Here is a 22,189-nt window from a genome sequence, read left to right as displayed (position 1 = left end):
CTTAAACCTCCTTATTCCTTGCTTTCTAACTTACTAATATCAATTCCCAATGCATCTGCCATTTCTTTATTAGTATGCAATTCCAGTTTTTCAGGTAACTCAACTGCTATATTTTCTGGCTTTTCACCTTTTAAAACACGAATCAACATGCGGGCTGTCTGACGGCCCAATTCTTCATAATTGGTTCCGTAGTTATACAAGCCACCAACAGCAATCATTTCTGTTGAACCACCGAATACTGGAACCTTGTGTTTAATAGAAACCTGCTTAACTGTTTCCATGGTTGACGAAATGATATTGTCCGTTGGTACAAAAACCATATCCACTTCTGCCATCAAGCTCTCTGCTGCCGCCTTGACGTTGTTACTGTCCAAGATTGTTTTTTCAACAACGGTAAATCCTTTTTCTTCCAGAAGTCGCTTAGCTTCATCCTTTTGGACAACTGAGTTTGGCTCGCTCTGAGTATAGAGAATTCCAATTGTTTTAGCCTTTGGCAACACTTTCTTTATCAAATTGATTTGGGTTGAAATGGCATCTGATGACTGGTCGCTTGTTCCAGTTACATTGCCCCCAGGGTGTTCTCTTGACTCAACCAGCTTGGCACTGACAGGGTCTGTTACAGCTGAAAAGATAACCGGTGTCGTTTGTGTTGTATTAGCCAAGCTCTGAGCAGAAGGCGTTGCGATGGCTAGAACGACATCACTAGATTCTGCTAGCTGCTGGGAAATCGTTTTTAGATTTCTTTGTTCTCCCTGTGCATTTTGCAAATCAATCTCGATATTTTTCCCTTCCACATAGCCTTGTTTGGCCAGCTCATCCACAAAACCTTCTCTAGTAGCGTCTAAGGACTGGTGGGTAATAAATTGCGAAATACCGATACGAAAAACATCTTTTTTCTTGTCTGCCTTCAACTGATGCAAACTGATCAGAGAGGTCAAGAGGATCCCCACTACCAAGAGGGGGGCTAGTAATTTTCGAACAACTTTCATAATGAAACTCCTTCTCAGAAAAGATAAAACTTAATGAAAATCAAAGAGCAAACTAGGAAACTAGCCGCAGGCTGTACTTGAGTACGGCAAGGCGACGTTGACGTGGTTTGAATTTGATTTTCGAAGAGTATAAAACAAAAAACCGCTTAGATAATACCTAAACGGATGCTTGAAATAATCTAACAAGTTATAACTTAGCTAGTCCATTTAGATATTCATCTATATGGACCACAATCAAAAATCTTAGCCACATAGATACAAACAAATTGCTTGAACTGTTTGCATCCATGGTGACATGTCTACAAACACTATCTAAAGTAGCTAAAGTAGCTAAAGTAAAAGTTTTGATTCATTGTTACAGCTTGTCTTTGATTCATTTCTTTTCTGCTTTCTTTTTTGATGTTTCCTATCTTACCACCTTTTTCATCAGCTGTCAAGAATATTTCAGAATTTTTTAAAATTTTTCGAAAATTCTTTCAAAGTTTTTTCAAATCAGTCCAACAAAAAAGTTTTATAATTTCCATAAAAATTGACATGGAAATTATAAAACCATTATTAGTTTAGTCCTTGTTGGTAACGTGCCAATTCGGCTTGGTTCGCCCAAACATAGTGACCTGGACGGATTTCTACCATAGATGGCTTATCAGTCTCATAGTCGTGTTGACTTGGGTCGTAAACCTTCAAGACCTTCTTGCGTTCCAAGATTGGGTCTGGAATTGGTACCGCTGAAAGCAAGGCCTGAGTATATGGGTGAATTGGATTGTTAAACAATTCTTCTGTTTCTGCAACCTCTACAATAACACCCTTGTAAATAACTGCGATACGATCTGAAATAAAGCGAACGACAGACAAGTCATGGGCGATAAAGAGATAGGTCAAACCAAGTTCTTTTTGGAATTTTTTGAGCAAGTTCAAGACTTGGGCACGAACAGAAACGTCCAAGGCTGAAATGGGCTCATCCGCAATAACAAAGTCTGGTTGCATGACCAAGGCACGGGCAATACCGATACGTTGACGTTGACCACCTGAAAACTCATGAGGATAACGAGTCAAATGCTCAGCAAGAAGCCCCACTTCACGGATAATATTTTTAACTTTCTCTTTACGTTCTTCTTCATCTTTGAACAGATGATGATTGTAAAGACCTTCAGAAATAATATAATCAACAGTCGCACGTTCATTCAAACTTGCCGCAGGGTCTTGGAAAATCATCTGGATTCGACGAATCAATTCCGCAGCTTGTTCACGCGATTTCTTACCATTAATCTTTTGACCATCAAAAATAATATCACCATTACTTGTGTCATTTAGACCAATGATAGCACGACCAATAGTTGTTTTCCCACTACCTGACTCACCTACAAGAGAGAACGTTTCTCCCTTGTTGATAAAGAAGTTAGCATTTTTAACCGCGACAAACTTCTTACTTCCTTCACCGAAGGAAATTTCTAAATCTTTGATTTCTACTAATTTTTCAGACATTTCCTTCCTCCTAGTCAGCCAGATGGGCAAATCCCATTTTTTCACGAATCTTATCATGGAGATTTGCAATCACAGCTGGTTTTTCTACTTTTGGAGCATCCTCATGAAGTAGCCAAGTTTTAGCCCAATGTGTCTCTGATACTGAGAATTGAGGAGCTTTTTGTTCGAAGTCAATCTGCATTGCATAGTCTGAACGCAAGGCAAAGGCATCCCCTTTCAGGTCAGTATAAAGTGACGGAGGTGTTCCTGGGATTGAGTAAAGATCCCCTTTATCATCAGCAAGCTGAGGCAAGCTAGACAAGAGACTCCATGTATATGGATGGCGAGGATCATAGAAGACTTCCTCAACAGTTCCATATTCAACGATTTCTCCTGCATACATAACCGCTACCTTATCCGCAATACTTGCTACCACACCAAGGTCGTGGGTGATAAAGATTGTTGTGAAATGATACTCGTTTTGTAAAGATTTTAGCAAATCAATGATTTGTGCTTGGATAGTCACATCCAAGGCAGTCGTTGGCTCATCACAGATCAAGACATCAGGTCGGCAGGCAAGGGCAATCGCAATAACGATACGTTGACGCATTCCCCCAGAATATTGGAACGGGTATTCATCAAAACGTCTATCTGCATCTGGAATCCCAACCTTATTCATGTAGTCAATGGCCAATTCTTTCGCTTCTTTAGCTGTTTTTCCTTGGTGTTTTACAATAACTTCTGTAATCTGACTACCAATTGTTTTAATTGGGTCCAAACTAGTCATTGGATCTTGGAAGATCGTCGCAATCTTAGCACCACGAATTTGTTCCCAATCCTTGTGAGAAGACAAGGCTGTCAAATCCTGACCACGGTAGTCAATACTACCTTGGGCAATGCGACCATTTTCTTCAAGCATACCTGTGAAAGTCTTTGTCAAAACAGATTTTCCTGATCCTGACTCACCTACCAAGGCTAATACTTCTCCTTCAACTAGTTCAAGGGAAACGCCGCGAATGGCTGTCAATACTTTGTCACGAACGTCAAATTCCACGACAATATCGCGAGCAGTCAAAATTACATTTTTTTCTTTTGTCATTTCTACTCCTATCTATGTGTACGTGGATCACTAGCATCCGCTAAGTTTTGACCAACTACGAAAAGGGACAAGGATACCAAGACAAGAGTTGTCAATGGAATCCAGAACAAGTAAGCATTGGTTGTTACGTTTTGTGAATAATCTGAAATCAAACGACCCAAACTTGGCACAGTAATCGGTAGTCCAAGACCGAAGAATGACAAGAAGGCTTCGTATGAGATAAAACTTGGAAGCATTTGAGTCATGGTTGTCACAATAACAGATACCAATTGAGGCATGATATTTTTGGCAACAATCTTCAAGGTTGGTGTTCCCAAAGTACGTGACGCCAAGTTGTATTCCAAATCACGGTAACGCAAGATTTGCACACGGATCATGAAGGCAATTCCAATCCATGTTGTCACACTCATAGCAAAAATCAGATTCCAGAATCCAGCTCCGATTGAGTAAGTCAAGACAATGACAATCAAAAGAGATGGAATGTTTGAGATGACGTTATAAACTTCCATCATCACACGGTCAACTGATTTTGAAATCCCCCAAATACCACCGACAAAAACACCGATAACCAAGTTAATCACTGTCGCAATCACAGAAATGAGGATGGAGTTACGAGCTCCGAACCAGACACCGTCAAAGAGAGATTTACCGTTACTATCTGTACCGAACCAATGCTCAGCATTTGGCTTGATATAACGAGCACTAAAGTCGTTTACTTTGCTGACATCATTAAAATCAAACTTAGAAAACATTGGGTAGATGAAACTCATCAAAATGATAGCTACCAAGATTCCCAACATGACTACAGTTGATTTCTTCTTCATAAATTGTCTAAACACTGATTTCCAGTAAGAATATGCTGGCGCATCAATAGTTTCAGAGGCAAAATCGTCACGTTTTACAAACTGAAATTTTTCTTTATCGATTGTAGACATTATTTGCCTCCTTTCTCAGTCAATTTAATACGTGGGTCAATAATCGTCATCCAAATATCTCCCAAAAGAAGTGAGAAGATAGAAATACATGTAAAGATGAAGACAAGACCAACGACCATAGAGTTATTAGATGCTTTTACAGAGTCAATCAACATTTTACCCATACCTGGGAAGGCGAAGACTGTTTCAGTAAGGGTTGCACCACCGATAACCCCGATAACGGCACCAGGAATTCCTGAAACCAGTGGAACCATGGCATTTTTAAAGATGTGTTTGTTTGAAATTTCTTTTTCAGACAAACCTTTGGCACGAGCAAAACGTACAAAATCTTGTGATTGCAAGTCAATCATATAACGACGAATCCAAATGGCTGTACCCGGAGCACCCAACAAACCAAGGATAACTGCTGGTAAAACGTAAGAACGCCAATCTCCAGCACCCAAGATAGGGAATGAATCTGGTAAGCCGATTGAAGAACCAGCCAAACGAACGATATAAACCAAGGCAATTGTTGGAAGAGCCATCAAGAAGGTCAAAGCCCCTGTTGAGAAGCTATCAATCCAAGTATTCTTGAAGCGAGCCATTGCTGAACCAAGTGGCACGGCAATCGCATAAGAAATCACCAAACCGATCAATCCAACGACTGCAGAGCTAGCAATCATAGAAGGATATTGGTAGTTGCTTTCAGTTGCAGTATATGGATCATCTTTCCCATAATTAGCTACTTCACGAGAGTCAGCCTGACTAGGTGATTTGTAGGTTCTTGAGTAAATATTTACAGAAGAAGTTTTCTTACCTGTTGGGAACTGAACTTGAGCAGTTTTTGTTTGCCCTTGCCCCTGAGTAATAACCTGTAAAACAGGGCTATTAGCATAGGTTGGATAAGAGTCACCTAAATTAATGTTCACAAAGTTTTGATGCACAAATGGGAACTGACTGTTGAAGTACAAGAGATATTTGTGTTTAGTTCCTGAACCAACCAATGACCATCCGATCGCTGGATCGTTTTCGAAACGAAGATAACGCTTCAAGTCTGGATTTTCAGGGTCTTGAATTTTATTTGTATGATCAATGTCAATCAAGTTAGCATAGAAGTGAAAAACACGTTCAAAAATTGGGATTTCACGAGTAGCGTAGAATTGGCCACTTTCAGTAAATTCTCCCAAGGTCCAACCATGACCGATTTGTTTGATGTATTTTTCATAGATAGCCTTATTGGTATCATTAGCTTCAACTGTTACAGAAGCATCCATCTGGCTAGCTTTTTCTTGCAACTCTTTGGTATCGTAGTACTCGATATAGCCCATACGCTCATAAACAGTATTCTCATAGTTATCACGTTTATCAGCAGTTGTCGCAATCTTGTTATAGTTGGTGTCCTGTTTGAAAATCAATTTTCGAGGAACCATTGTATAGATAATCGTGTAAGTCAAAGTTGTTACTAAGAAGATAGAAACCAATGACCGCAAAACACGCATAAAAATATATTTTTTCATATCATTTCCTTTAAAAATCCCAAAAGAACCTTCTCCTCATGGAGAGAAAGTTCTATTGAAAATTATTTACTTCACATGACTTGCCAATTCTTTTTGAGCTTTCTCGTTTGACTCAGTCTTTTCTTTCAACCATTTTTCACGAGCTTTTTCATACTCTTCTTTGGTAATTGCTTTTTCGCCAACTTCAGTGTACTTCAAGTATCCTGAATTTTCACCTTTAAGGCCGGCTACAGAATATGAAGAGCTAAATGGTAGAACTTTTGAAACATATGAAACGGCTGTTTCTTTAGGAGAAGCCATTACTGGAATTGTCAAAGCATTGTCAGTCAACCAAGCTTGTGCTACTGCGTATTTTTCATAACGTTTTTGAACATCTTGGTTTTCGCTGTTTGCGTCATCAAGTAATTTTCCATAGTCAGCTAAACCAAGTTTGCTTACTACTGATGCATCTGTGTTTTGGTCAATACCAAGGTAAAGGCGAGTGCTTCCTCCCTTAAGGACGAATTGATCCAAGAAAGTAGAAGGATCTTGATAGTCAGGGTTCCATCCTAGCAAGGTATGTATATCCCAGTCTTGTTCTTTAGCTGTTGGAGCGCTAAATGAAATTGGTAAAGCTTCTGCTTGAGTCATTTGTTGTAAGTCTACAACAACATTATCTGAACCCAATACTTTTTCAATTGATTGTTTCAATGATTGAACACGGTTTACAACCGCTGTTGATTCTTGGATAACCAAGGCATCCAAGTGGATTGGGAATTCAACACCTTCAGCTTGCAAGCTTGATTTAGCTTTAGCAAAGACTTCTTTAGCTTTTTCTTCATTGTAAAGGCCATTTTGAGAATCTGCCAGAGACACGTTTGACCAAGTAGAAGAATTTGTCTTAGCCAAGCTATCTTGTACCAATTCACCAAATGTTTTCTTACCAACTTGAAGATTATAAGGTGCAAATGTATTACGGATGGCTACTGCAGCTCCATCTGTACCATTTGTTTGAGCTGAGTAAGAATTGCGATCGACTGCAAAGTTCAAGGCTTGACGGAATTCCTTGTTTAGCAATGCTTTCTGAGTAGATGTCTTTTGGGCATCACTTGTTTTGGCAGTGTGGTTATAAGTTGTACGGCCATAGTTCAAGCTGACAGTTGCAACACCCGCACCTGGTTCATTAAAGTAAATGTTATCTTTGAAATCAGCCGCATATTTTTCATATGTAGAACTTGTAGGGAAGATACGAGCCTTGCTATATTGACCATCGGCAAAACCTTTGGCAATCACATCTTGGTCCTTACCATCCCAGAAAGTGAACTTAACGTTCTCAATTTTTACATTTTCTTTATCCCAGTAAGCATCATTTTTAGCCATCTCGATAGATGATTTTGGAGTTACAGCCTTCAAGACAAATGGACCGTTATAAAGAATAGAGTTAGCATCGGTTGGGGCACCAAAACCTTCCCCTTTTGAAGTTAAGAATTCTTCATTAACCGGCATCAAAACACCACTAGTTGTCTTGTCATTCCAGAAAGTTTCTGGCTGGTTCAAGGTATATTCTAGTGTTTGATCATCAACTGCTTTTACTCCAACAGTTGAAAAGTCGCTTGTTTCACCCTTGATATAGGCTTCTAATCCCTTAATAGAAGAGCTAACGATTGAAAGTCCTTTTGATTTTCCATCTACGGCGTGTTTCAAACCAGTAACGAAGTCTTTAGCAGTTACAGGAGCGTATTCTTCTCCCTCTGCTGTCACCCATTTAGCATCCTTACGGATTTTATAGGTATAAGTCAAACCATCTTTTGAAACTGTCCATGATTCAGCAATAGAAGGAACTAAATTACCATATTTATCATTAGCCAACAAACCATCTACAGCATTTGTTGTGATGAAAGATGTTGAATCAATATTGCTAACGATATAATCCAAGGTTTCTGGATCTGTTTGATAAACATATTGGTAATCTTTTGCTAGTTTAGCATTATTTGAACTAGTGTTTGAACACGCAGCTAGAACTCCTGACGCTAATAAGGTAGCTCCTGCTACAGCAAGCACTTGACTTTTTTTCATTTCTTTACTCCTCTTATAAAGTATAGGTTATCATCAATTATACCATAGATTTCAAGAAAAGTAAACGAATTTTCAGAATATTTAGGCTTATTGACACAAAAAATCTGAAAAAGCTATTGACTGAAAATCATTTTCAAGGTATAATAATAAACGTTAAGGCGGTATAGCCAAGTGGTAAGGCACGGCTCTGCAAAAGCTTGATCGTCGGTTCAAATCCGTCTACCGCCTTCTATAACTTGATTTATCAGGTTTCACATGAACAGAAAGCCCAATTTGAAGGGCTTTTTTTCTTTTTCTTTGGATAAATAAGGATAGATTTAGAAAAGTTTTGGGGCGGATTTGGGGGATGAGTTTTTCGAGGATACTATTCCCTTTTAAAATAAACTGAAAAAAGCTTTGCCACTCATGATGACAAAAGCCTCTAATTTACTCTGTTTCTTCTTCAATTTCTACTTCTGTGATTTGGACTTTTACCTTGGTAACACGTCCATTTTTCACCTTATCATTGGTTAAGATAATCTGTTTGTTTTGGCTGACCAATTCATAGCTGAGTTTCTCAGTCGTTGGAATGGTCCCAACTCCTGTCAAATAATAACCAGCGATGGTATCAACATCATCACTTTCCAGTTCAACATCAAAGTAGTCATTAAAGTCATTGAGATTCATGGTACCTTGAACGATATAGGTGTCTTCTCCAATTTGATGAACTTCGATTTCAGCCTTATCTGTTTCGTCATCAATTTCCCCTACAATTTCCTCTAAGAGGTCTTCTAGGGTCACCAAACCAGCCATCCCACCGTACTCATCCAGCAAAATTGCCATTTGATTTTGCGTATTGCGAAGAGCTTTCAAAAGATCATCCACAAAAATCGTCTCGGGTACAAAAAGCGGTGTTTGTAAAATACGTCTCCAAACAATATTGTCAAAGCCATCAACAAAGGCTGCATTGAGCAGGCGCTTGGTATGAATCAAACCGATTACATTATCCTTGTCTCCATCATAGACAGGGATACGAGAATAATTTTGCTTTAAAATACTTTCAATAATAGCCTGATTGTCATCCTGAATATCGACCATAAAGGCATCCGTCCGAGGAACCATGACTTCTCTGGCCATCAATTCGTCCAGTGAAAAAATCCCCTGTAACATCTCAATTTCGTCAGCATCTAGTGTTTCTTCACTATTTGTCAGCATGTACTCAATTTCATCACGGGTCATTTTTTCGTCAGCATCGTCAAAGGTCATTGGAGTCAAACGACTCAAAAGATTGGTAGACGCAGATAAGAGCCAGACAAAGGGACTAACTAGTTTCCCCAGGCCAATAATAACTGGCGCTGTACGAATCGCTAAAGCATCCTTTAGATTAAGAGCGATTCTCTTAGGATACAACTCCCCAAAAACGATGGAAATATAAGTCAAAAATGCTAAAGATAGAAAGCTTGCAATGGCATAAGCTGTTTCGCCATTTCCAAGCCAAGATGCAATTTCTCGTCCCAGAGTTTCTGCCAAACTCGCCCCTGACAAAATCGTAATCAGGGTAATCCCTACTTGAATAGTTGATAAAAAGTGGTTAGGATTTTCTAGTACCTTCAGCAGACGGATATAGCGTCTATCTCCTTCTTCTGCCTTTTGTTCAACACGCGCACGGTTTAGTGACACCATGGCCATTTCTGTAGCTGAGAAAAAGGCATTTAATACCGTCAAGATAAACAATAAAACAAATTGTAGCAACAAATTCTGACTACTTGGGTCTTCCATAGTTCTTCTCCTAAAATAGTATCTTATCCTTTATTATATCACAAAATTTAGTCCAGTACATATTATTTTTTCTCATACTCTTCGAAAATCTCTTCAAACCACGTCAGCTTTATCTGCAACCTCAAAGCTGTGCTTTGAGCAACCTGCGGCTAGCTTCCTAGTTTGCACTTTGATTTTCATTGAGTATCAGTGTCTATTCTAGTCCTACTTAAATTGTCAAAAAAACTCCTACATCCACAAGTGACATAGGAGTTGATCTTATCTTTTACTGAGTGACCGTTACTTCTCCAGTTCGGTAATCCAGTTGTAGCCCCTTTTGAACATTGGGAACTAGAACATTGAATTCCAATTCTCCATCTGAAGACTTGGCTTCAATCTGTGAAGCTGAAGGAACTAAATCCTCATTTGTAGCGTAATAAAGGGTTACACGGTAACGGACACGCTTGTTTTGGTCCAAGGCCTTACGCACCATGCTTTCATAGTAGTTTTGACCAGTCGAATCCTCAGCTTGCGCCTGATTTGCCCAGGCTGTTTGAACAGCAATGTTTTTAGGATTGCTTGTCGAGGCATCAAAACCATCCAAGCCACCAATTAAGGCATAACCTAACAAGTGACCTCTATCGACCGCATGGGTATAAGTCCCCTTTAGATTCTTAACCTGATGCCATCCTGGAGGAGTCCATGAAGTCGAACCATTCCCCGTTTCTTCACGATTCTTGTACTGGCGAGTTGCCTTAGACAAGAGAGCATTGGCTACAGTTGGCACAGTTTCCTTGCCAACTGTCTTTGTTTTGTTATCAGCGTAAGGCTTACTTGAAACCTTGGCATCTAGATTGGTTTTATTGCCATTGACAATAAAAGCACCGGATCCATTCCACTCAAGACTCCCTTTTATTTGGCTTTTGACTGCATCTGTCAAGACACTTTCTGCTAATTCTTGACTAGGAGCTTCAGGCGCTTGTTTTTTCTGACTAAGCTTGGTTTTGGGACTATTAACTGTCGACTGCATCTGCTTGATATAATAGCTACCTGCAGACAAAAGCAATAACACTAACAGTCCAATCAGGGTCTGTCTTGTTTTTTTGTTCATATTTCTCCTTATCTTTAAAAAAGGCTGGTTTTCCAGCCTAATTTCCTGTAAATTTATGAATCAATTCCTGCCATTTTGCTGGAGACAGGATAGCCCATGGATCTTGACCCTTGCCCAAGATTCCATAACCGACCATTAAACCAATTCCTAGGGCTAGAACGCCTAAAATCAGTACCAAAATGACTAAAAGTAAACGCTTGGCTACGTAGCCTGATTTCTTATTCATCTTCATCACTTGCCTCAATCCGCTGAATTTTAGCACCCAGCTGCGCTAACTTCTCATGGAAACGGTAGTAGCCTCTATCCAAGTGGACTAATTTACCAACTACGGTTTCTCCTTGTGCTACCAAACCTGTCAAAATCAAGGCAGCACTGGCACGAAGGTCAGTTGAAAGAACTTCTGCTCCCTGCAAAGGCTGTCCACCAACAATACGGGCTGTGTCACGGATAATCTCAGAGTGCAAGCCCATGCGACGCATTTCTTCTAGATGTTGGAAACGATTTTCAAAAACTGTCTCCACCATAGTTGATTCGCCTTTTGCGACGGTCATCAAGGCTGTAAATTGAGCCTGCATATCTGTTGGAAATCCTGGGTGGGGCAAGGTTTTCACATGGACAGCTTTTAGATTTTCTAGTTGAGAGCGAACTCGAATTCCTTCAGTCTCCTCCGTCACTTCCACTCCCATTTCAAGCAATTTGGCAATCAAGGGACGGTTGTGCTCCCAAACAGCATCTTTAATCAGGACATCACCACCAGTCATGGCAGCAGCCACCATAAAGGTTCCAGCTTCAATACGGTCTTGTACCACATTATGAGTCGTACCGTGAAGTTTCTCCACACCAGTAATTGTAATGGTCTCTGTACCAGCACCTTTAACCTTGGCTCCCATTTCATTCAGGAGAATGGCTAGGTCCACAATCTCAGGCTCACGCGCAGCATTTTCAATCACTGTCACCCCATCAGCCAGCGTCGCTGCCATCATCAAGTTCTGCGTAGCACCAACACTTGGAAAGTCCATGTAAATATGGGCCCCATGTAAGCGATCAGCCTTGGCTTCGATGTAACCAGCTGTCTGGCTAATCTTAGCCCCCATAGCTTCCAGACCTTTCAAATGAAGATCAATAGGACGGCTACCAATTGTACAACCACCTGGCATGGATACCTTAGCATGACCTACACGGGCTAGGATTGGCCCCAAGACAACGATGGAAGCGCGCATCTTGCTGACATACTTGTATGGGGCTTCTTCAGTGATATCGCCAGTCGCATCCACCTCGACAAGATGAGCCTCCTCATCAAAATCTACCTTGGCATTCAAACCACGAACCACCTGATTCATAGTGAAAACATCTGACAAGATAGGAACATTCTGCAAGACGGTCTTTCCTTCACTTGCTAGAATAGTCGCTGCCAACAAGGGCAAGACGGCATTCTTTGCTCCTTCGATCGTAACACTTCCTACCAGACGATTATCGCCACCTTGAACCACAATTTTTTCCATACTTATTTCCTTTACATTTGATTTTATAATAATCCTCTAAGCGCTTCTTGCCATAACTGATATAGGCTGATAAAGAAAGAACTCAAGATATAGCCCATTACAATGCTGAAAAAGGCTACTAATAAACGAACTTTTCCTGTATTCTCAGCTGTCACTTTTAAAACCTTTTCCCATCTAACAAGATTCTTTAAAAGGTAAAAACTCACATAAATAAAGAGCATGTGACTGCTTAGAGTGAATAATAATTGAACCATTTGACTATTATACCATCTTCTCTGTTTGTGCGCTAGTTTGGAAACTTCACTTAAAAGCTAGGGATTGTTTTTCAAGTAATTAATTGCATCTTGTAGGGTTTTAACTGGCACGATTTTCATATCTGTCTTAATTGTTTTAGCTGCTTCCAGAGCTGTTTGGTAGTTGTTTTTCGCATCTGGATGCGCTTTTTGTTCTTCTTCGCTAACAGGGTTATCAGGGGCAAAGAAAATCGCAGCACCTTCTCTAGCTGAAGCTACAACTTTCTTATCAATACCTCCAATGTCCCCCACATTACCATCGCGGTCAATGGTACCTGTACCGGCAACAATTCGGCCATTACGAAGGCCTGGATCAGCTATTTGAGTATAGATAGCCAGACTAAACATGAGACCTGCACTTGGACCACCGATACCAGCTGTTGAAAAGCGAATTGGGACATCACTGGTTACTTCTGTACGGTCAATCAAGCCGATTCCAATTCCATTTTTGCCATTTTCCAAGGTGATAATCTTACCTTCTGCAGACTTGGTTTGCCCATCCTCTTCATAGGTGACCTTGACGGAGTCCCCTAATTTTTGAGAATTGACATAATCAATCAAATCTTTGGAACTGTCGAAGGTCTGATCATTGACTGCTGTGACCGTATCAGAGATGTTGAGAATCCCTTTAAAGGTCGAATTATCTGTCACAGTCAAAACATAAACCCCAAGATATTTTAGTTCAATATCCTTACCTGCCGTTTTTAGCCCTTGATATTTTGCCATATTTTGCGATGTTTGCATGTAGAATTGATTGATCCGCATAAACTCAACATCAGAAGAGCCACCTGTAGTCTCTTGGGCACTACGAATATCTGTAAAAGGCGTCAACCAAGCATAAATCATATGGGCTAAAGTAGCGTGCTGGACACCAACCGTAACGAATTGATAGGCACCAGCTTCCTTATCTTCTGTGTCATTGACTTTAAGGACTTGGCGAATATCTTCCGAACCACCTGGAACTTCTATATAGTAGGGCAAGGGCACTACAAATGCCAAGAAGGTCACAATCAAGGCCGCAATGACATATAAGGGCCATCTAATCTTTTTTTTCATTTCTTATTTCCTCCAAAATACTCTCAGGAACATAGCAGGCAACATCCTGACCAAACTTCAATAGCTCTCTAATACCGGATGAACTGAGATAGAGATGTTCAGGTCGGCTATGTAAATAAATGGTCTCTATATCAGGAGACAGCTGATGGTTGTAGTAATCAAAACTGGCTTCATATTGCAAATCCGCTGCATTCCTCAAACCACGCACTAGACAAGTAGCCCCCAGTCTTTTTGCGACATCAACCACCAATTCATCATGAGAAGACACGACTGCAACATTTTCCAAATGTTTCAAAGCCGTTTCTAGCCCTCGTTTACGATTTTCGATAGGGAGAAATCCTTGTTTGTGGGGATTAAAAAAAATACCGACATAGAGCTTATCAAAGAGTCTGCTTGCCCGTTCAATAATATCCAGATGCCCATTTGTCATCGGATCAAATGAGCCTGTGAATAAGCCAATCTTATCTGACATAGACTGTCACCTTACTAATTCCATAAATCTTTTCCTTCCAGATACCCAGGCAGGCAATTTCTTCTGGAAGTTCAACGGCCTTATCCGTCTCACACACGACCATGACATCTTCAGAAAAAAGCGATCTCTCAGCCATTTTTTCAATATCTGCTACAATTTGTTCCTTGGCATAAGGAGGGTCTAAGAAGATGAGATCAAATTCCCCAGATACCTGTTCCAATGCTCTTTCTGCATCCATCTTGAGGAGTTGAAATTTTCCAACTTCCTTGGTCATCCGAATATTTTCAGCCACGATAGCCTGAGCCTTACGGTCTCGCTCCACCAAAACAGCACTGGACATGCCACGCGATACTGCCTCGATAGATAAACCACCACTACCTGCATAAAGGTCCAAGACTCGTCCCCCTTCAAAGTAGGGACCAATCATGTTAAAAATGGCTCCCCTAACCTTATCCGAAGTGGGTCTTGTCGTCTTGCCTTCTAGCGTCTTGAGGGGACGTCCCCCATAGATTCCTGATACGATTTTCATACCGTTTATTATACCAAATTATGGGCAAAAAGAGAAAGAAAATCGAACCTTGCGGTTCGATTCTCTACAAAATATTTTCGTAAGTATCGCGGACTTCTTGAGGCCAAACACTTGTTTGCACTTCTCCGATATGTTTCTTGCGAAGTAAGAACATGGCCATACGAGATTGTCCAATTCCTCCACCAATTGTCAATGGGAATAGACCATTTAACAAAGCCTTGTGCCATTCCAATTCTAAACGGTCTTCATCACCGGTGATTTCTACCTGACGGCGAAGGGTTTCTTCATCTACACGAATCCCCATAGAAGACAACTCAAAGGCTCCGCCTAGAGACTCATTCCAGACAAGAATATCTCCATTAAGACCCTTGTAGCCATTTTCAGACTCACTTGTCCAGTCATCATAGTCTGGTGCACGTCCATCGTGCGGTTTACCGTCTGGCAACTCGCCACCGATACCAATCAAGAAAACTGCACCGAATTCTTTACAGATAGCATTTTCACGCTCTTTCGGAGTCAAGTCTGGATAACGTTCTACCAACTCTTCGGTATGGATAAAGGTGATTTGTTTTGGCAAGATAGACTCGATGTCATAGCGAGCTTCAACAGCTAGCTCAGTCAAGCGAATGGCCTTGTAAATCCTCTCAACAGTTTCTTTTAGGTAAGCAATGTTGCGTTGACCATTTGGAATGACCTTTTCCCAGTCCCACTGATCCACAAAGACAGAGTGAGTCGCATCCAGCGAGTCTTCGTCTGGACGAAGGGCCTTCATGTGGACGAAAAGACCTTCACCCTCACCGAAACCAAAACGAGCCAAAGTATGACGTTTCCATTTAGCAAGTGAGTGCACCACTTCATAGGTTTCATCAGGAATCTGCAAAACCTTAACAGATACTGGATTTTCCACACCAGACAGGTTATCCTGCATCCCGTCACCGACCTTGCTCAAGATAGGACCTTGAACTTCGACAACTTCTAACTTATCTTTCAAATACTGGGTAAAAGTGTTTTTGACAAAGGAAATTTCTTCTTGTTGATGGATAAAACTTTTCTTCATAGGCTACTCCTCAAAAATTAATTAAAAGCATTATACACCTATTTTCAAGAAAAGAAAAGAGAAAATTTAAAAAAATCAGTGCTCCTTGGAACACTGATGTCATGAACCCTCTAGTCATTGCGACCAAAGATACGTAAAATACTTAGGAAAAGATTAATAAAATCAAGATAAATACTGAGAGCCATTGACACAACCCAGCCTGTCGCCACACGACCTTGTGATTGTTCATAGGCAAGGCGAATCCTTTGGTTGTCCCAAGCAATCAGCCCTGAGAAGACCAAAACCATGGCTAGGCTAATCATATAATCAAAGAAACCGCTAGCCAAGAAAATATTGACTACCATAGCAATAATCAAACCGATAAGAGCCGCCATCATTGCCCGACCAAGTCCACTCAAGTCTTTCTTGGTGAACATACCAACTACCGCCATGACAAAGAAGAGAAGGGCGCTCGACACAAAGGCAGATAAAACTGTACCTGGAGTATAGAAAGCCACCACAAAACTAAGGGTAAAGCCGTTTAAAACGGAGTAAAGTAAAAATACTGGAAGAGCCGCTGGACTATTCTTTAAGGCCATGTTACTGGCAACGAAAACCAAGGCCAACTCTGCAAAGGTTGCTATGGTCAACCAGAGACGTCCCTGCATCAAAAAGTAAACCAACTGAGACTGAAAGACCGTCAACATGAGGCCAGATACCAAGGCGGATAGTCCGATTCCTAGCCCAACAAAGGCATAAACCTTAGCGTAAAATTGATTGAGACCAGTACGGTCTTGTATAATAGTATGATTCATCCTTGTCTCCTTTTCTATGAATGTCTTTCCTTGATTATAACAAAGAAAGTTAAAATTAGCTTAAATGGAAAATCAAAATACCTGCTGCAACTGCAACATTGAGACTCTCTGCCCGACCCTTCATGCTAATGTGAACCAACTGGTCCGCACTTTCAGCCATGAGGGGACTAATTCCTTGACCCTCATTTCCCATGACCAAGACAAACTGGTCAAAATGAGTCAAGTCATGATAGTCTTTAGAATCCTTGGAAAGTGTGGTTGCTAGCACTGGGATACCAGCATTTTTAGCTTCCTCTAGAAGCGCTTGGCTCGACATCCGATAAATGGGCAGATGGAAATGACTGCCTTGCATAGAGCGAAGGGTCTTGAGACTGTAAATATCTGCCGACTTATCTGAAACAATCACTCCTGTAAAACCTGCTGCATCCGCAGTCCGAATGATAGTTCCCACATTACCAGGATCTTGCACATCTTCCAAAAATAAGAACTTGCCCTGACTAAAGTCAGCTTGTCCTACTTCTTCTTTTTGAACCACCGCAACGATTCCCTGTGGAGTCTGAGAATCCGCCAAATCTAGCAGAATATCCTCTGACACCCAGACAGTTTGCGGAAACGAGGCTAACTGATCTCGGTAATTTTCTAGAGCAAAGATTTTTTCAATCGTCACTCCAGCTTGAACAGCTTCTTCAAACAAGTGCCAGCCTTCAATCAAATAAGCAGACTTGCGGTATTTTTTTTGGTGTAATTTCTTGGCATTTTTTACCACAGAATTGGCTTTTGAGGTTATAATAGTCATAGAAATATTATAACACAATCAAAGGGGTTTGGTATGCAAAAGGTTAGAATGATTGCCCAAGGTAGGGTGCAAGGAGTCGGATTTCGTTGGGGTGTTTACAGCCTGGCACTTGAAATCGGTGGCATCACAGGTCGAGTATGGAATAACGACGATGGTACAGTGGAAATTTTAGCCCAAGCAGACTCATCTGCTATCATGGCAAAATTTATCCAAGAAATCCGCAAAGGACCCACACCTTTTTCAAAAGTCAGCTACTTAGATGTCAAACTAAGCAACTTTCCTCCCTACCCTGACTTTAAAATCGCAAATTAGGTCTCTAGAACTATTGTATATTTTGTAAAAAAACAGTAGAATAGAAAGGTATTATTTTTTAAAGAAGGAATAAAAACAGTGAAATCTATTAAACGTTTTGCACTCTCGGCTATGGGAGTGGCTATGTTACTTGTCTTGACTGGCTGTGTTAGCGTCGATAAAGCCACAGGAAAGCCAATAGGATTTATTTGGAATACCATCGGAGCGCCTATGGCTGAAGCTATCAAGTACTTCGCTACTGATCAAGGTCTAGGCTTTGGTGTCGCTATCATCATCGTAACCATTATCGTGCGCTTGATTATCTTGCCACTTGGTATCTACCAATCATGGAAGGCAACGCTTCACTCTGAAAAAATGAATGCCCTCAAGCACGTCCTTGAGCCACACCAAACTCGTCTCAAAGAAGCAACTACTCAAGAAGAAAAACTCGAAGCCCAACAAGCTCTCTTTGCTGCTCAAAAAGAGCACGGCATCAGCATGTTTGGTGGTGTAGGATGCTTCCCTATCCTCCTTCAAATGCCTTTCTTCTCTGCAATTTACTTTGCTGCCCAACATACTGAAGGGGTTGCTCAAGCAAGCTACCTAGGCATTCCTCTAGGTTCTCCAAGTATGATTTTGGTTGCCTGCGCAGGTGTCCTTTACTATCTTCAATCGCTCCTTTCACTTCACGGAGTAGAAGATGAAACGCAAAGAGATCAAATCAAGAAAATGGCTTACGTGAGCCCAATCACGATTGTCGTCTTCTCCCTCATTTCACCAGCCAGTGTCACTCTTTACTGGGTTGTCGGTGGTTTCATGATGATTCTCCAACAGTTTATCGTCAACTATATCGTTCGTCCAAAACTTCGCAAAAAAGTCCGTGAAGAACTAGCCAAGAACCCACCAAAAGCAAGTTCTTTCTCTACACCAAGTGGACGAAAAGACGTTACTCCTGAACAACCAACTGCTATCACAAGCAAGAAAAAACACAAAAATCGCAACGCTGGAAAACAACGTTCGAGATAAAGCTGCGTATATTATCCAATAATTAAAAAACGAATGAATGATAAATAGTTTTCATCAACTAGATATCATCATTCGTTTTTATTTATCTACTGTTACATCTTATACTAATCAAAAAAGTTAAATAGTTTAAAAGCTCACATATAAAAACGATTCAATCATAAATTAACAAGTAACTCACTATGATTTAATACAATTCACAGTTATTAAAACTTCTGCTCCATCGTCTCTATTTCTAAGCTCAACTCGGCCTTTGTGTAGTTTTGCAACTCTACATACAAAACTCAGTCCAATACCATAATGTTGCTCTTTATACGATCTAGCTTTATCCATACGATAAAAGAGCTTTCCAAAATTATTTAAAACTTCCTCTGGAAATTCCGAACCATTATTCCATATACCTATTTTCAATTCCTTCCCCTCTTGCCCTACCCTAATGTTAATTTTAGGATTCTGTTTATCGGCGTATTCCAAAGCATTTGTTAAAATATTTTGTATTGCACGAATCAGAAGAGATGGATTTATATAATAGTTTTCAGTTCCGTTCACATTCTGTTCAAAAGAAAACTTCATCTGATTTTTTATCAAAAAAGAGACTTCTTTCTCTAATTCATTGATAAAATCTGAAGAGGAATATTCCACCCAGCCTGTCTCATCATCATAATAGGTTTTAGAATAGTGAATCAATTGATTGAAGTAATCTAGTAACTGTTGACTAGCTCTTTCTATATCTGCTAAGCATTCTTGAGATTGGTCGTTTTCAGTTATCGCCTGCAAGAATTCTACATTTCCCCTAATAATGGTTAAGGGAGTCTTTAAATCATGAGAAGCTGCTGAAACCTGAAACATCAAATCTTCTTTCTGCTGTTTCTCATCAACTATTAATTGTCGAATTCTATCTTGCATCACAATAATCCGATTTCCTGTCTCACGAAATTCTTTAACTGTTAATCTTTCTGTACATTCCCGCTCTAACCATATATTATTTTCATAAATCAAAGTCATTTCATAACTCAGTTTTTTCAACAATTTTCCAATGTGATAACTTATTAGAATAATCAATAAAACACAAATATATATCCATGATGACACATTAAAAAAGATTGATAGAACACCACTATTGTTTAAAGGTTTCCCATCTTCATTTATTTGTATAGATACTGAAGCTAAGGGAATAAGATAGGCCATTAGTAAGCCAAGACTAAACTGCCAAATAATTCTCCAACAGGTTTCTCGAATTAATTGTCTAAAACTTTTGATTCTACCCATTGATATCCTCCACCGTATAAGGTTTTAATTGGATTTAATTGATAAGGTTTCAGCTTTTGACGAATTTGATAAATGTACTCTGAAACCGAACGTAAAAGCGCTTCTGAACTTTGTGGATATAGATAATTATAAATTTCCTCAATAGAATATATTTTACTTGGGTTGCTTGCCAAAAGATTCACTATGTCAAATTCTCTCCTTGTCAAAGCAATCTTATCATCGTTTACAAACAGTTCCTTACTATCCGTATATAGTATAAACTTCCCAATCTTTATTTGATGAACATTTCCTTTAATCCGTTCTTCACGACGCAAGTGCATTTTAACACGTGCTAACAATTCTTGCATACTAAAGGGCTTCATAATATAATCATCAGCACCTGCATTTATTCCAGCTACTAAATCTTCATCCATATCCTTAGCAGTTATAAAACAGATAGGAACAGTTATCTGTTCGCGAATCATCTGACAGATCTCTAAACCACTAACAGGCATCATAATATCTAATAGAATCAAGTCAAAGCCTGTAAAATCACAAAGATCAATCTCTTCTATCTTATTTCGTATGACTACTTCATATTTTTCATATTCTAGTACTTTTTTTATTAGGCGAAGAATAGCAAGATCATCATCTACAACCAAAATTTTATAAGCCATAACTCACCCTCCTGAATATATTATAGCACTAACTGAGAAAAAGACAGGATATCCCCTGTCTTTAGCCTACATTTTTTCCAATAAGTATCAATGTAGCAAATAGAAAAACAATTAATAACCAAACTATTTGTATCCCCAAGCCTTGCCACACTGGATAATAAAGAGACAAGGGATGGGTATAAAAACAATTCATACTAGCCAGTAATGGTAAATTTCTAAAAAAAGAACTGAATTGTAATAACATTTGTCCCAACCCCAATAAAAGGGATAAACTTATTCCCAAAATTAAGATAAAAGACTGGGAAATAAATACAAAAATACCACTTAAAAGAGAGAAGGTTAGAATAGAAATACAAGCTGGAAATAGAATTGTTAGAACATGTTTAATATTACTCAAAAGATTGATATTGTAGTATCCTTGCGCGATTAGTATGCATAATGATATTACAGAGACCAATAATACAATTTCCATACATAATACAATAGCTAGTTTACATATTATAAATTTCAAACGATTTGGACAGGTAAGAAAACTGGTACGAAGGCTAGAACCTGTAAATTCTTGACCTATAAATAGGACCGCTAGACTAACGAAACCTGCCTGTCCTAAATAGAGACTTTGCAGTAGCTGTTCCAAAACAAACTGTAGGGTCAACTGGTCTGGCTTATTATTTAAAAAAACAACCATCGCCGGAACACACAGTAATAGAGCACCTATAATCAACCAGTGCCAAGGATTCATCATAAACTTGAGATACTCACTTTTAAGTTGCTCTTTCAACTTATTCACCTCCTCCAATATCTGACTTAAGTAAGCGGTAAATTGCTAAAGCCAAGAATGAGAAGTTCCAACAAAGTAAAAATAAAATATTTTGTAAACTATTCTGTTCTAAAATTTGAGGAGATGTAGCAATCAATCCTTGCCCCAATGCAACTGGAAGAAATTTTGCAACCGATATATAGTTTGCTAAGAATGTTCCTAAATTGTAGACTTGAGGAAGCAAAAATAATAGAGGAACAATGGCTGTTTTAAATGTCAAAGCCATAATATAGGCCAGCAGTCCCAACAAAGTCCAAGCTATACTGGCTAAAAATATATAGAACCAAACTGTTCCATTTAGTGAAAAAAGCAATAAGCCATCTTGTCCTAAAACATAATGTGTCATGTTAATCGTCAGGAATATTGATAGAAAGGAAATGAAAAAAGAAAATACAAGCCAAACCAATGTTTTTGAAACTAGGAAAGTACTTCGATTTGTAATGGAGAGGAGGCTTGTACGAATAGCAGAGCCTTTATACTCCTCGGCTCCGTAAATTGAACCTAGGATGATCATAATAAAAACACCAAATAAAGTGACATCAAAACCTAAAAATTCAATAGGAGGTATAGATTCTGCTAAGTCTGGATTTGTCTCTGGTGTAGCATGGATACCAACTGAAACAATTTGAGAAGCACCAATATTTGCTAAAAATGTTTGAAATACCAGTATCAAGAATAGTACAACATGAGTAGCTCTCCTATAAAGCAATTTCAATATTTCAGAATGAAGAGAGTATATAAGTGCCAT

General features: G+C 39.5%; 23 protein-coding genes and 1 tRNA gene. 3 read left to right on the top strand and 21 right to left on the bottom strand.

Annotated elements, in window-relative coordinates; translation table 11 throughout:
• Nucleotides 1-11: 11 nt before the first annotated feature.
• The 6 genes from N8L33_RS01755 to N8L33_RS01730 all read right to left on the bottom strand — a co-directional run bounded on the left by N8L33_RS01755 (nt 12) and on the right by N8L33_RS01730 (nt 8,035).
• Nucleotides 12-989: an ABC transporter substrate-binding protein gene (locus N8L33_RS01755; RefSeq protein WP_261058168.1), complete on the bottom strand. Its 978-nt coding sequence runs from the start codon at nt 987-989 to the stop codon at nt 12-14.
• Between the two features lie 555 nt (nt 990-1,544).
• Nucleotides 1,545-2,471 carry an ATP-binding cassette domain-containing protein gene (locus N8L33_RS01750; RefSeq protein ID WP_001291284.1) on the bottom strand — a complete coding sequence of 309 codons (927 nt, stop codon included), beginning with the start codon at nt 2,469-2,471 and terminating at the stop codon, nt 1,545-1,547.
• A gap of 10 nt (nt 2,472-2,481) precedes the next feature.
• On the bottom strand, nt 2,482-3,549 hold the full coding sequence (locus tag N8L33_RS01745) for an ABC transporter ATP-binding protein (RefSeq protein ID WP_000159550.1): 1,068 nt from the start codon (nt 3,547-3,549) through the stop codon (nt 2,482-2,484).
• Nucleotides 3,550-3,557: 8 nt separating this feature from the next.
• Nucleotides 3,558-4,484 (bottom strand): oligopeptide ABC transporter permease OppC, encoded by a 927-nt coding sequence (oppC, locus tag N8L33_RS01740; protein ID WP_000103703.1) that lies wholly within the window; start codon nt 4,482-4,484, stop codon nt 3,558-3,560.
• Nucleotides 4,484-5,980: an ABC transporter permease gene (locus N8L33_RS01735; protein ID WP_060806096.1), complete on the bottom strand. Its 1,497-nt coding sequence runs from the start codon at nt 5,978-5,980 to the stop codon at nt 4,484-4,486. The genes oppC and N8L33_RS01735 overlap by 1 nt, the downstream gene beginning before the upstream one ends.
• Before the next feature lie 66 nt (nt 5,981-6,046).
• On the bottom strand, nt 6,047-8,035 hold the full coding sequence (locus tag N8L33_RS01730) for a peptide ABC transporter substrate-binding protein (RefSeq protein ID WP_261058167.1): 1,989 nt from the start codon (nt 8,033-8,035) through the stop codon (nt 6,047-6,049).
• A gap of 157 nt (nt 8,036-8,192) precedes the next feature.
• On the opposite strand from N8L33_RS01730, the gene N8L33_RS01725 reads away from it, so the two are divergent.
• A tRNA-Cys gene (locus tag N8L33_RS01725) sits at nt 8,193-8,263 on the top strand.
• A gap of 198 nt (nt 8,264-8,461) precedes the next feature.
• Here N8L33_RS01725 and N8L33_RS01720 read toward each other — a convergent pair.
• The 11 genes from N8L33_RS01720 to N8L33_RS01670 form a co-directional block, all read right to left on the bottom strand.
• Nucleotides 8,462-9,793: a hemolysin family protein gene (locus N8L33_RS01720; RefSeq protein ID WP_261058166.1), complete on the bottom strand. Its 1,332-nt coding sequence runs from the start codon at nt 9,791-9,793 to the stop codon at nt 8,462-8,464.
• A 265-nt stretch (nt 9,794-10,058) separates the two neighbouring features.
• The gene (endA, locus tag N8L33_RS01715) at nt 10,059-10,883 is read right to left on the bottom strand and encodes a DNA-entry nuclease EndA (RefSeq protein WP_261058163.1); all 825 of its coding nucleotides are present in this window, start codon (nt 10,881-10,883) and stop codon (nt 10,059-10,061) included.
• Nucleotides 10,884-10,920: 37 nt separating this feature from the next.
• Nucleotides 10,921-11,109, bottom strand: coding sequence for a DNA-directed RNA polymerase subunit beta (locus N8L33_RS01710; RefSeq protein ID WP_173266915.1), 189 nt, complete (start codon nt 11,107-11,109; stop codon nt 10,921-10,923).
• Nucleotides 11,102-12,385 (bottom strand): UDP-N-acetylglucosamine 1-carboxyvinyltransferase, encoded by a 1,284-nt coding sequence (gene murA / locus N8L33_RS01705; protein WP_136936906.1) that lies wholly within the window; start codon nt 12,383-12,385, stop codon nt 11,102-11,104. Before murA ends, N8L33_RS01710 begins: the two co-directional genes overlap by 8 nt.
• A 23-nt stretch (nt 12,386-12,408) precedes the next feature.
• On the bottom strand, nt 12,409-12,639 hold the full coding sequence (locus N8L33_RS01700) for a DUF1146 family protein (protein WP_138706243.1): 231 nt from the start codon (nt 12,637-12,639) through the stop codon (nt 12,409-12,411).
• A 57-nt stretch (nt 12,640-12,696) separates the two neighbouring features.
• Entirely contained in the window at nt 12,697-13,734 is a 1,038-nt protein-coding gene (locus tag N8L33_RS01695) for a SepM family pheromone-processing serine protease (protein ID WP_261058151.1), read from the bottom strand.
• Complete coding sequence (coaD, locus tag N8L33_RS01690; protein WP_261058149.1) at nt 13,718-14,206, bottom strand: pantetheine-phosphate adenylyltransferase; 489 nt, start codon at nt 14,204-14,206, stop codon at nt 13,718-13,720. Before coaD ends, N8L33_RS01695 begins: the two co-directional genes overlap by 17 nt.
• Nucleotides 14,196-14,735 carry a 16S rRNA (guanine(966)-N(2))-methyltransferase RsmD gene (gene rsmD / locus N8L33_RS01685; protein ID WP_033676149.1) on the bottom strand — a complete coding sequence of 180 codons (540 nt, stop codon included), beginning with the start codon at nt 14,733-14,735 and terminating at the stop codon, nt 14,196-14,198. The genes coaD and rsmD overlap by 11 nt, the downstream gene beginning before the upstream one ends.
• Nucleotides 14,736-14,799: 64 nt before the next feature.
• On the bottom strand, nt 14,800-15,792 hold the full coding sequence (asnA, locus tag N8L33_RS01680; protein WP_261058141.1) for an aspartate--ammonia ligase: 993 nt from the start codon (nt 15,790-15,792) through the stop codon (nt 14,800-14,802).
• A 110-nt stretch (nt 15,793-15,902) separates the two neighbouring features.
• On the bottom strand, nt 15,903-16,586 hold the full coding sequence (locus N8L33_RS01675; RefSeq protein WP_261058139.1) for a Bax inhibitor-1/YccA family protein: 684 nt from the start codon (nt 16,584-16,586) through the stop codon (nt 15,903-15,905).
• 55 nt (nt 16,587-16,641) lie between these two features.
• Nucleotides 16,642-17,382 (bottom strand): TrmH family RNA methyltransferase, encoded by a 741-nt coding sequence (locus tag N8L33_RS01670; RefSeq protein WP_261058138.1) that lies wholly within the window; start codon nt 17,380-17,382, stop codon nt 16,642-16,644.
• Between the two features lie 33 nt (nt 17,383-17,415).
• Between N8L33_RS01670 and N8L33_RS01665 the strand changes: the two genes are divergently transcribed.
• Nucleotides 17,416-17,694, top strand: coding sequence for an acylphosphatase (locus N8L33_RS01665; RefSeq protein ID WP_001174612.1), 279 nt, complete (start codon nt 17,416-17,418; stop codon nt 17,692-17,694).
• A gap of 78 nt (nt 17,695-17,772) precedes the next feature.
• Complete coding sequence (gene yidC, locus N8L33_RS01660) at nt 17,773-18,699, top strand: membrane protein insertase YidC (RefSeq protein ID WP_261058136.1); 927 nt, start codon at nt 17,773-17,775, stop codon at nt 18,697-18,699.
• A gap of 177 nt (nt 18,700-18,876) precedes the next feature.
• On the opposite strand, the gene N8L33_RS01655 is transcribed toward yidC, so the two are convergent.
• The 4 genes from N8L33_RS01655 to N8L33_RS01640 all read right to left on the bottom strand — a co-directional run bounded on the left by N8L33_RS01655 (nt 18,877) and on the right by N8L33_RS01640 (nt 22,189).
• Nucleotides 18,877-19,965, bottom strand: a complete 1,089-nt coding sequence (locus N8L33_RS01655; RefSeq protein ID WP_261058135.1) for a sensor histidine kinase — start codon at nt 19,963-19,965, stop codon at nt 18,877-18,879.
• Nucleotides 19,935-20,621, bottom strand: a complete 687-nt coding sequence (locus N8L33_RS01650; protein ID WP_261058133.1) for a response regulator transcription factor — start codon at nt 20,619-20,621, stop codon at nt 19,935-19,937. The genes N8L33_RS01655 and N8L33_RS01650 overlap by 31 nt, the downstream gene beginning before the upstream one ends.
• A 61-nt stretch (nt 20,622-20,682) precedes the next feature.
• Nucleotides 20,683-21,402 carry an ABC transporter permease gene (locus N8L33_RS01645; RefSeq protein WP_261058131.1) on the bottom strand — a complete coding sequence of 240 codons (720 nt, stop codon included), beginning with the start codon at nt 21,400-21,402 and terminating at the stop codon, nt 20,683-20,685.
• Between the two features lies 1 nt (nt 21,403).
• The gene (locus N8L33_RS01640; protein WP_261058129.1) at nt 21,404-22,189 is read right to left on the bottom strand and encodes an ABC transporter permease; all 786 of its coding nucleotides are present in this window, start codon (nt 22,187-22,189) and stop codon (nt 21,404-21,406) included.

This window comes from Streptococcus mitis (genome assembly GCF_946188695.1).
Lineage (GTDB): Bacteria > Bacillota > Bacilli > Lactobacillales > Streptococcaceae > Streptococcus > Streptococcus mitis_DF.
The sequence above is the reverse complement of the archived record's forward strand: the minus strand, read 5'-3'. Positions and strand labels throughout refer to the sequence as shown.

Excerpts from the sequence above, each read along its gene's own strand:
- N8L33_RS01755 (WP_261058168.1), bottom strand. The coding sequence starts at position 989 with ATGAAAGTTGTTCGAAAATTACTAGCCCCCCTCTTGGTAGTGGGGATC.
- N8L33_RS01750 (WP_001291284.1), bottom strand. The coding sequence starts at position 2,471 with ATGTCTGAAAAATTAGTAGAAATCAAAGATTTAGAAATTTCCTTCGGT.
- N8L33_RS01745 (WP_000159550.1), bottom strand. The coding sequence starts at position 3,549 with ATGACAAAAGAAAAAAATGTAATTTTGACTGCTCGCGATATTGTCGTG.
- oppC (WP_000103703.1), bottom strand. The coding sequence starts at position 4,484 with ATGTCTACAATCGATAAAGAAAAATTTCAGTTTGTAAAACGTGACGAT.
- N8L33_RS01735 (WP_060806096.1), bottom strand. The coding sequence starts at position 5,980 with ATGAAAAAATATATTTTTATGCGTGTTTTGCGGTCATTGGTTTCTATC.
- N8L33_RS01730 (WP_261058167.1), bottom strand. The coding sequence starts at position 8,035 with ATGAAAAAAAGTCAAGTGCTTGCTGTAGCAGGAGCTACCTTATTAGCG.
- N8L33_RS01720 (WP_261058166.1), bottom strand. The coding sequence starts at position 9,793 with ATGGAAGACCCAAGTAGTCAGAATTTGTTGCTACAATTTGTTTTATTG.
- endA (WP_261058163.1), bottom strand. The coding sequence starts at position 10,883 with ATGAACAAAAAAACAAGACAGACCCTGATTGGACTGTTAGTGTTATTG.
- N8L33_RS01710 (WP_173266915.1), bottom strand. The coding sequence starts at position 11,109 with ATGAATAAGAAATCAGGCTACGTAGCCAAGCGTTTACTTTTAGTCATT.
- murA (WP_136936906.1), bottom strand. The coding sequence starts at position 12,385 with ATGGAAAAAATTGTGGTTCAAGGTGGCGATAATCGTCTGGTAGGAAGT.
- N8L33_RS01700 (WP_138706243.1), bottom strand. The coding sequence starts at position 12,639 with ATGGTTCAATTATTATTCACTCTAAGCAGTCACATGCTCTTTATTTAT.
- N8L33_RS01695 (WP_261058151.1), bottom strand. The coding sequence starts at position 13,734 with ATGAAAAAAAAGATTAGATGGCCCTTATATGTCATTGCGGCCTTGATT.
- coaD (WP_261058149.1), bottom strand. The coding sequence starts at position 14,206 with ATGTCAGATAAGATTGGCTTATTCACAGGCTCATTTGATCCGATGACA.
- rsmD (WP_033676149.1), bottom strand. The coding sequence starts at position 14,735 with ATGAAAATCGTATCAGGAATCTATGGGGGACGTCCCCTCAAGACGCTA.
- asnA (WP_261058141.1), bottom strand. The coding sequence starts at position 15,792 with ATGAAGAAAAGTTTTATCCATCAACAAGAAGAAATTTCCTTTGTCAAA.
- N8L33_RS01675 (WP_261058139.1), bottom strand. The coding sequence starts at position 16,586 with ATGAATCATACTATTATACAAGACCGTACTGGTCTCAATCAATTTTAC.
- N8L33_RS01670 (WP_261058138.1), bottom strand. The coding sequence starts at position 17,382 with ATGACTATTATAACCTCAAAAGCCAATTCTGTGGTAAAAAATGCCAAG.
- N8L33_RS01665 (WP_001174612.1), top strand. The coding sequence starts at position 17,416 with ATGCAAAAGGTTAGAATGATTGCCCAAGGTAGGGTGCAAGGAGTCGGA.
- N8L33_RS01655 (WP_261058135.1), bottom strand. The coding sequence starts at position 19,965 with ATGGGTAGAATCAAAAGTTTTAGACAATTAATTCGAGAAACCTGTTGG.
- N8L33_RS01650 (WP_261058133.1), bottom strand. The coding sequence starts at position 20,621 with ATGGCTTATAAAATTTTGGTTGTAGATGATGATCTTGCTATTCTTCGC.
- N8L33_RS01640 (WP_261058129.1), bottom strand. The coding sequence starts at position 22,189 with ATGGCACTTATATACTCTCTTCATTCTGAAATATTGAAATTGCTTTAT.